Origin of the sequence: Rhodococcus sp. ENV425 (assembly GCF_002887785.1) — a bacterium.
Lineage (GTDB): Bacteria > Actinomycetota > Actinomycetes > Mycobacteriales > Mycobacteriaceae > Rhodococcus > Rhodococcus aetherivorans.
In genome coordinates this window covers 1-6613 of sequence record NZ_PCZU01000189.1, presented here as the reverse complement: position 1 = coordinate 6613, position 6613 = coordinate 1, and the positions used below count along the sequence as shown (strand labels likewise).

At 70.9% G+C, this 6613-nt stretch carries 8 protein-coding genes and 1 pseudogene; 5 read left to right on the top strand and 4 right to left on the bottom strand.

Annotated features, from left to right (window positions below; translation table 11 throughout):
* Nucleotides 1–299: pseudogene (locus CQZ88_RS31165) on the top strand (cation:proton antiporter); the annotation flags it as partial.
* Between the two features lie 10 nt (nucleotides 300–309).
* Here CQZ88_RS31165 and CQZ88_RS15905 read toward each other — a convergent pair.
* A complete protein-coding gene (locus CQZ88_RS15905) occupies nucleotides 310–1638 on the bottom strand; it encodes an RNA polymerase sigma factor (protein WP_102800014.1) in 1329 nt (442 codons plus the stop codon).
* Nucleotides 1639–1772: 134 nt separating this feature from the next.
* Nucleotides 1773–2558 carry a polyphosphate--glucose phosphotransferase gene (gene ppgK, locus CQZ88_RS15900; RefSeq protein WP_006938148.1) on the bottom strand — a complete coding sequence of 262 codons (786 nt, stop codon included), beginning with the start codon at nucleotides 2556–2558 and terminating at the stop codon, nucleotides 1773–1775.
* 122 nt (nucleotides 2559–2680) lie between these two features.
* On the opposite strand from ppgK, the gene CQZ88_RS15895 reads away from it, so the two are divergent.
* Nucleotides 2681–3577: an inositol monophosphatase family protein gene (locus CQZ88_RS15895; protein ID WP_102800013.1), complete on the top strand. Its 897-nt coding sequence runs from the start codon at nucleotides 2681–2683 to the stop codon at nucleotides 3575–3577.
* A 15-nt stretch (nucleotides 3578–3592) separates the two neighbouring features.
* Here CQZ88_RS15895 and cei read toward each other — a convergent pair whose 3' ends face one another.
* Nucleotides 3593–4276, bottom strand: a complete 684-nt coding sequence (gene cei / locus CQZ88_RS15890; RefSeq protein ID WP_006938142.1) for an envelope integrity protein Cei — start codon at nucleotides 4274–4276, stop codon at nucleotides 3593–3595.
* Between the two features lie 367 nt (nucleotides 4277–4643).
* On the opposite strand from cei, the gene CQZ88_RS15885 reads away from it, so the two are divergent.
* The gene (locus CQZ88_RS15885) at nucleotides 4644–4946 is read left to right on the top strand and encodes a DUF4193 domain-containing protein (RefSeq protein WP_029543409.1); all 303 of its coding nucleotides are present in this window, start codon (nucleotides 4644–4646) and stop codon (nucleotides 4944–4946) included.
* A gap of 61 nt (nucleotides 4947–5007) precedes the next feature.
* Here CQZ88_RS15885 and CQZ88_RS15880 read toward each other — a convergent pair whose 3' ends face one another.
* The gene (locus CQZ88_RS15880; protein ID WP_006938139.1) at nucleotides 5008–5517 is read right to left on the bottom strand and encodes a DUF3093 domain-containing protein; all 510 of its coding nucleotides are present in this window, start codon (nucleotides 5515–5517) and stop codon (nucleotides 5008–5010) included.
* A 19-nt stretch (nucleotides 5518–5536) separates the two neighbouring features.
* Here CQZ88_RS15880 and dut point away from each other — a divergent pair, with 19 nt between their 5' ends.
* Nucleotides 5537–6007 (top strand): dUTP diphosphatase, encoded by a 471-nt coding sequence (gene dut, locus CQZ88_RS15875; RefSeq protein ID WP_029543411.1) that lies wholly within the window; start codon nucleotides 5537–5539, stop codon nucleotides 6005–6007.
* Nucleotide 6008: 1 nt separating this feature from the next.
* The coding region (locus tag CQZ88_RS15870; RefSeq protein WP_102800012.1) for a DUF3710 domain-containing protein at nucleotides 6009–6613 on the top strand (605 nt) is incomplete at its 3' end.

The window sequence follows — 6613 nt, the reverse complement described above, 5'->3', positions numbered from 1 at the left end:
CCGGCTGGTGGGCGGCCCGCCGGCACGGCATCGGCACCATGGGCCGGGCCCGCGCGGGCGCCGCACTCATCGCCCGCGGCGAGTTCTCCATCGTCATCGCCGGACTGGCCGTCACCTCCGGCCAGGTGGACGCCGAGCTCGCCGCCCTCGCCTCGGCGTACGTGCTGATCACGGCGGTGCTCGGACCCGTCGCGGCACGGATCGTCGAGCCCGTCACCCGCACCGTGGTGCCCCGGCTACGCGAACGGCCGTCGGCTGCGGAGCCGACGGCCGATCGCCGTGAAGCGGAAGAGTTCTAGACGTCGATCCTCAGTCGAGGTAGTCGCGCAGCACCTGCGACCGCGACGGGTGCCGCAGCTTCGACATGGTCTTCGACTCGATCTGCCGGATCCGTTCGCGGGTGACCCCGTAGACCTGCCCGATCTCGTCGAGGGTCCGGGGCTGACCGTCGGTCAGGCCGAACCGCAGCCGGACGACGCCGGCCTCGCGCTCGGACAGGGTCTCGAGCACCGACTGCAGCTGGTCCTGCAGCAGCGTGAACGACACCGCGTCGACGGCGACCACGGCCTCGCTGTCCTCGATGAAGTCGCCGAGCTGGCTGTCGCCCTCGTCGCCGATGGTCTGGTCGAGGGAGATCGGCTCACGCGCGTACTGCTGGATCTCCAGCACCTTCTCCGGCGTGATGTCCATCTCCTTGGCCAGTTCCTCCGGGGTGGGCTCGCGCCCGAGGTCCTGGAGCAGCTCGCGCTGGATGCGGCCGAGCTTGTTGATCACCTCGACCATGTGCACCGGGATGCGGATGGTGCGGGCCTGATCGGCCATCGCGCGGGTGATCGCCTGGCGGATCCACCACGTGGCATACGTGGAGAACTTGTAACCCTTCGTGTAGTCGAACTTCTCCACCGCACGGATCAGACCGAGGTTGCCCTCCTGGATCAGATCCAGGAATGCCATGCCACGGCCGGTGTAGCGCTTGGCGAGCGAGACGACGAGACGCAGGTTGGCCTCGAGCAGGTGGTTCTTGGCGCGGTTGCCGTCGCGGCAGATCCAGTTCAGGTCGCGGCGCTGCGCGACCGGCAGCTTCTCGCCCTTGTCGGCGTACTCCTGCAGCCGATAGGTGGCGTACAGGCCGGCTTCGATGCGCTTGGCGAGCTCGACCTCCTCCTCGGCGTTGAGCAGCGCGACCTTGCCGATCTGCTTGAGGTAGGCGCGCACCGAGTCGGCGGAGGCGGTCAGCTCGGCGTCCTTGCGGGCCTGCCGCAGCGCCTCCGACTCCTCCTCGTCCCAGACGAAGTCGCCCGACGCCTTGTCCTTGTCGCTGGGCTCGTCGTCGGCTTCCGTCACCTCCACGACCACGTCCTCGGCACCTTCGAGGTCGGCCTCGGCGACGTCGAGATCCTCGAGCTCGGCTTCCTCGCCCTCGAACTCGTCGCCGGCAGGCTTGCCCGCCTTCTTGGCGGCGGCCTTCTTCGCCGTGGTCTTCTTGGCGGCGGCCTTCTTGGCCGGGGCCTTCTTGGCCGCGGCCTTCTTCGCCGGCCGCTTCGTGGCGGGTGCGGTACCGGTCGTGGTATCCGCGGCGTCCGCGGAGGCTGCCGATTCGTTCGGGGAATCAGCCGTGTGGATTTCGGTGGCTGCCACGTACGCCCTTTCGTGACGAGGTAGTGCGGCGTCGCGCCAGAGTGGTTCCGGCGGAGAGGTCTGTCGGGATCAGGCCGGTTCGCAGCCGGCTGTGCACCATTGTAACGATCGCCGCCGCGCGCGATGTGCAGGACTCAGGGGAGTACACCTGTTTTCGCAGCATAGGCGGCCCCGATGATGCCGGCCGCGTTGCGCAATGCGGCCGGAACGACGGGTGTGCGGTTGGTCAGCAACGGGATCCACTTCTCGTGCTTGCGGCTGATCCCGCCACCGGCGATGAACAGGTCGGGCCACAACAGGGCCTCGAACCGCGACAGCACCAGCGAGACCTCCTTCGCCCACCGCTTGTACGTCCACTCGTTGTTCTCCTTGACCGATGACGCCGCGCGGTGCTCGGCCTCCATCCCGTCGATCTCCATGTGCCCGAACTCGGTGTTCGGCAGCAGATCGCCGTTGTGCAATACCGCCGAGCCGATCCCGGTCCCGAACGTGAGCAGGATGACCACCCCGGACGCGTCCTTGGCCGCACCGAAGCGGTCCTCGGCGAGGCCGGCGGCGTCCGCGTCGTTCAGGACACTCACCGGGCGGTCGCCCAGAACCGACGAGAACAACGTCCGGGCGTCGGTGCCGATCCACGCCGGATCGATGTTCGCGGCCGTGCGCGCCACGCCGCCCGTCACCACGCTCGGCAGGGTGACCCCCACCGGTCCCGTCCACTGCGCCTCGTCCACGATCCGGGCGACCGTGTCGGCGACGGCCTGCGGGGTGGACGGCTGCGGGGTCAGGATCTTGATGCGCTCGCCCACCAACCGGCCTGTGGACAGATCGACGACGCCGCCCTTGATGCCGCTGCCGCCGACGTCGACGCCGAATCCGAGAAGGTCCGGGTCCGGCGTGGCCGGGTGCATCGTCTGCGTCATCTCGCGCTCCCTCTCGTCACCGGAACAGTCACCGCGGGCGACCGCTGTCGTGACGTCACCCTAATCCGAACGTGGCCGCCGCGCGGGTGGTGCCGTGCCGCACAGTGTGTTCGGATACTCGGGTGCCCGACACCCCGGACTCCCGCCCCTCTACGCTGTCCCCCGGCGTCACCACGGACCCGGCCCTGCTGCGCGAGATCGCCGTGTCCGTCGCGGCCGAGGCCGCCGGTCACGTGCGCGCCCGGCGGCCCGACCTGTTCCCACCCGCCGACACGGGTACCGACCGCGTCGGCGCGGTGCGGACGAAGAGCACCGACACCGACCCCGTGACGGTGGCGGACACCGAGACCGAGGACCTGATCCGGCGGCTGCTGACCCGGTTGCGGCCGGGCGACGCGATCCTCGGGGAGGAGGGCGGCGCCCACACCGGATCGAGCGGCGTCCGCTGGGTCGTCGACCCCATCGACGGCACGGTGAACTTCGTCTACGGCATCCCGGCCTACGCGGTGTCGGTGGCGGCCCAGGTCGGGGGGCGGTCCGTGGCGGGAGCGGTGGTCGACGTCGCCGCCGGGGACGTGTACTCGGCCGCGCGCGGGCGCGGAGCCACCCGCACCGACGTCGGCGGAGCGGTGACGCGCCTGCGCTGCAACCCGGTCGACGACGTCGCCCGCGCCCTCGTCGCGACGGGCTTCTCCTACGCGCCGCACCGTCGCGAACGGCAGGGCGCGCTGGTGGCCGGGCTGCTGCCGAGGGTGCGGGACATCCGCCGCATCGGTGCGGCCGCCCTGGATCTGTGCATGGTGGCGTCGGGGCGCGTCGACGCCCATTACGAACACGGCCTGCAACCGTGGGACTGGGCGGCCGGTGCACTGATCGCCGCGGAGGCGGGCGCGTGGGTGCAACTCCCGGCCGGAGCCGGCGACGCCGGCGAGATCACCGTCGCCGCCGCGCCCGGCATCGCGACACAGCTCGCGGACCTGTTCGCCGCGCTCGGCGCCGACGCGCCGATCCCGGCCTGACGGTCCGCGGCGCGCTCAGCAGCGGGCGTCGCGGGCCGCGGCCAGCAGGTCGATGTCGAGCGGCGCGGCGGCCGCGCCCACCGGCGCCTCCCGCAGCGACTGCAGCACCTCCTCGGCGTCGGCGTTGGGCGCGATCTCCTTGGAGTAGGTGCCCAGGGCCAGGTCGACGGTGTCGTCGGCGCGGTCGTCGCGGACGAGTTCGGCGCACGGCGCGACCAGCCACACCGTGCTCGCCGCCGCGGTCCCGGCCGCCCCGAACCTGATCTGGCCGTGACACTGCATGTTCTGGTCGATGTAGACCGGGTCGTTGCCGGCCTGCACATCCGGTGCGCTCGCGAATCCGTATTCGGCCAGCTGGGTTGCCACGTGGGTGGCCTGGCCACGTTCGCCGTTGGCGTTGAACACCCGCACCCGCGTCGCCGCCAGGGGAGCGGGCTCCACGTCGAGCAGGACGGAACGGTCGACCACCTCGCCGAGGGGGGCCGGCTGGGGTCCGCCCGGCTCCGACGGGACGGTCGGCGGGGCGTTGCACGCCACGGTCCTGGACACCGGGTCCGAGCCGGCGAACACCGATGTCCACACCACGATCCCGATCGTCGCCAGGACCGCGAACAGGGCCGCGGCGGGCACGACGCGGCGCCGTGGGAACGGCCGGCCGCGTTCGTCCCGCGCGCGGCCTTCGGTGATCAGGGAAACCACGGCGCCCTGCCTCTCGCATCTCCAAGGGTTGTGTGCGACCACTGTAGAGGGCCTCCCGGTGGGGTCCGCGAAGGTGGGCGACCGGTGGAATGTCTCGAGTTGCTGTGGTGTTGGTGACAATTGACCGACAATTCCCCGGACCGGGTGTATCGGTTACGGCTTCCGTGGGTACTTCCGCTATTGTTCGGCGGCCCAGGTCGTCGAAAGAGGCGACGGCGAGGCTTTCGACAGCGGAAGGCCCGGGTCGTGTCCGGGACCCGGATACGGCCGGTGGGAACTTCCGGAGACGGTCGGGCGTTGCCCGGGCCGAAGGACATGAACAGTGTCCTTCGGCAGGGCACCTGCACGAGGACTAGAGGTAGAGGAAATGGCGACTGACTACGACGCACCGAGGCGAACCGAAACCGATGATGTGTCGGAGGATTCACTCGAAGAACTGAAGGCGCGACGCAACGAGGCGCAGTCCGCCGTCGTGGACGTCGACGAGTCGGACACCGCGGAGTCCTTCGAGCTGCCCGGGGCGGATCTGTCCGGCGAGGAGCTGTCGGTGCGGGTGGTGCCGAAGCAGGCCGACGAGTTCACCTGCTCGAGCTGCTTCCTGGTGCACCACCGCAGCCGGCTCGCGAGCGACGAGAACGGAGTGATGATCTGCCGGGACTGCGCGGCCTGAGTCCCGGAGGGACGGCGCGGCCTGAGTCCCGGAGGGACGGCGCTGACCGGCCGCCCCCGGTTCAGCGTTCGGTCTTGTCGGCACACCCCAAGGCGGCCAGCAGCTCTGCCGGCCGCCTTGTGCTGATCAGCCAGTAGGGGGTGGGGTCGTCCGGGTCGTCCAGCACGACGAGCACCATCGTCCCGATCCACGGGCGGTGCTGGACGTACGCCGCCGGGTCGAGCTGGCGCCCCAGGGCGGCGCTCTTCGCCGACGCCGGCACCACGACACCGCGGGAGATCACCTCGAGCGGCAGGTGCGCCCGGCCGACGATCAACTCCCCGCCCGTCACCTCCAGCCGCAGCCGGGACAGCCACACGAGCGCCCAGACAGGGAACGGCAACAGCAGCACGTACGGCAGCCAGGCGTACAGGCCGGGCGCCCCCATGTGCAGTTCCGCGGCCAGCAGCGCCGCGACGCCCAGGCCTAGGGGCCACCACCACAGCGGCACCCACATCCGTTCGGAATAGACCGGTGCGCCGGTCGTCTGCTGCGCATCCGCATCGGGTCGAGAGGTTCGAGACACGTCCATCAGAGTAGTCTCGGTGCACGTGACCGATCTTCCAGCCGTCCCCCTGCTCCGCCTGGACCCGGGGATTCCCTTGCCCGCGCGGGCACACGCCGGCGACGCCGGTGTGGACCTGTGCACCACGGTGGACGTGACCATCGAGCCCGGGCGGCGAGCGCTGGTGGGGACCGGCATCGCGGTGGCCCTGCCCGTCGGCACGGTGGGTCTGATCCATCCGCGCTCCGGTCTGGCCGCGAAGTACGGGCTCTCCGTGGTCAACACTCCCGGGACGGTGGATGCGGGCTACCGCGGGGAGATCAAGGTGTGCCTGATCAACCACGACCCCGACCGCGCGGTCGAACTGCGTCGTGGTGACCGCATCGCGCAACTGCTCGTGCAGAGGGTCGAGCTCGTCGACTTCGTCGAGGTCGGTTCCCTCGACGACACCAGCCGCGGCGCCGGAGGATACGGGTCGAGCGGTGGGCACGCCGGTCTGGTGAAGGAAGGTTCCTGACATGTTCGGACGACGCCGGAAGAACCGGGACGCCGAGGCTCCGGGCCTCGCGGACGAGGGCAACTTCGACTCCGCGCCCGTGGACGACGAGGTGCAGGCGCCCGAGGGCGGTCCCTACGACATCGACGACATCGGCGAGGACGCGGTCGGTAGCCGGCTCGACCTCGGGTCGGTGCTCGTCCCGCTGCCACCGGGCGGGCAGATCCAGGTGGAGATGGCACCGAACGGCCAACCGCAGGCCGTGCATCTGGTGACCCAGCACGGCCGGATCACGGTCTCCGCGTACGCGGCGCCGAAGTCCCCGGGGCAGTGGCGGGAGGTGGCCGCCGAGCTGGCCGAGTCGCTGCGCCGCGACAACGCGACGGTGAGCATCGAAAGCGGACCGTGGGGCCGGGAGCTGCAGGGCAGCACCCCGAACGCGGACCTGCGCTTCCTCGGTGTCGACGGCTACCGATGGATGATCCGCTGCGTCGTCGCCGGACCGGCAGGTTCGGTGACGGCCGACTCGCCGCTGGTGGAGACGGCCCGTGCCATCGTCGCCGAGACCGTCGTGCGGCGCGGCCAGGATCCGCATCCGGTGCGGACGCCGCTGCCGGTGGTGCTCCC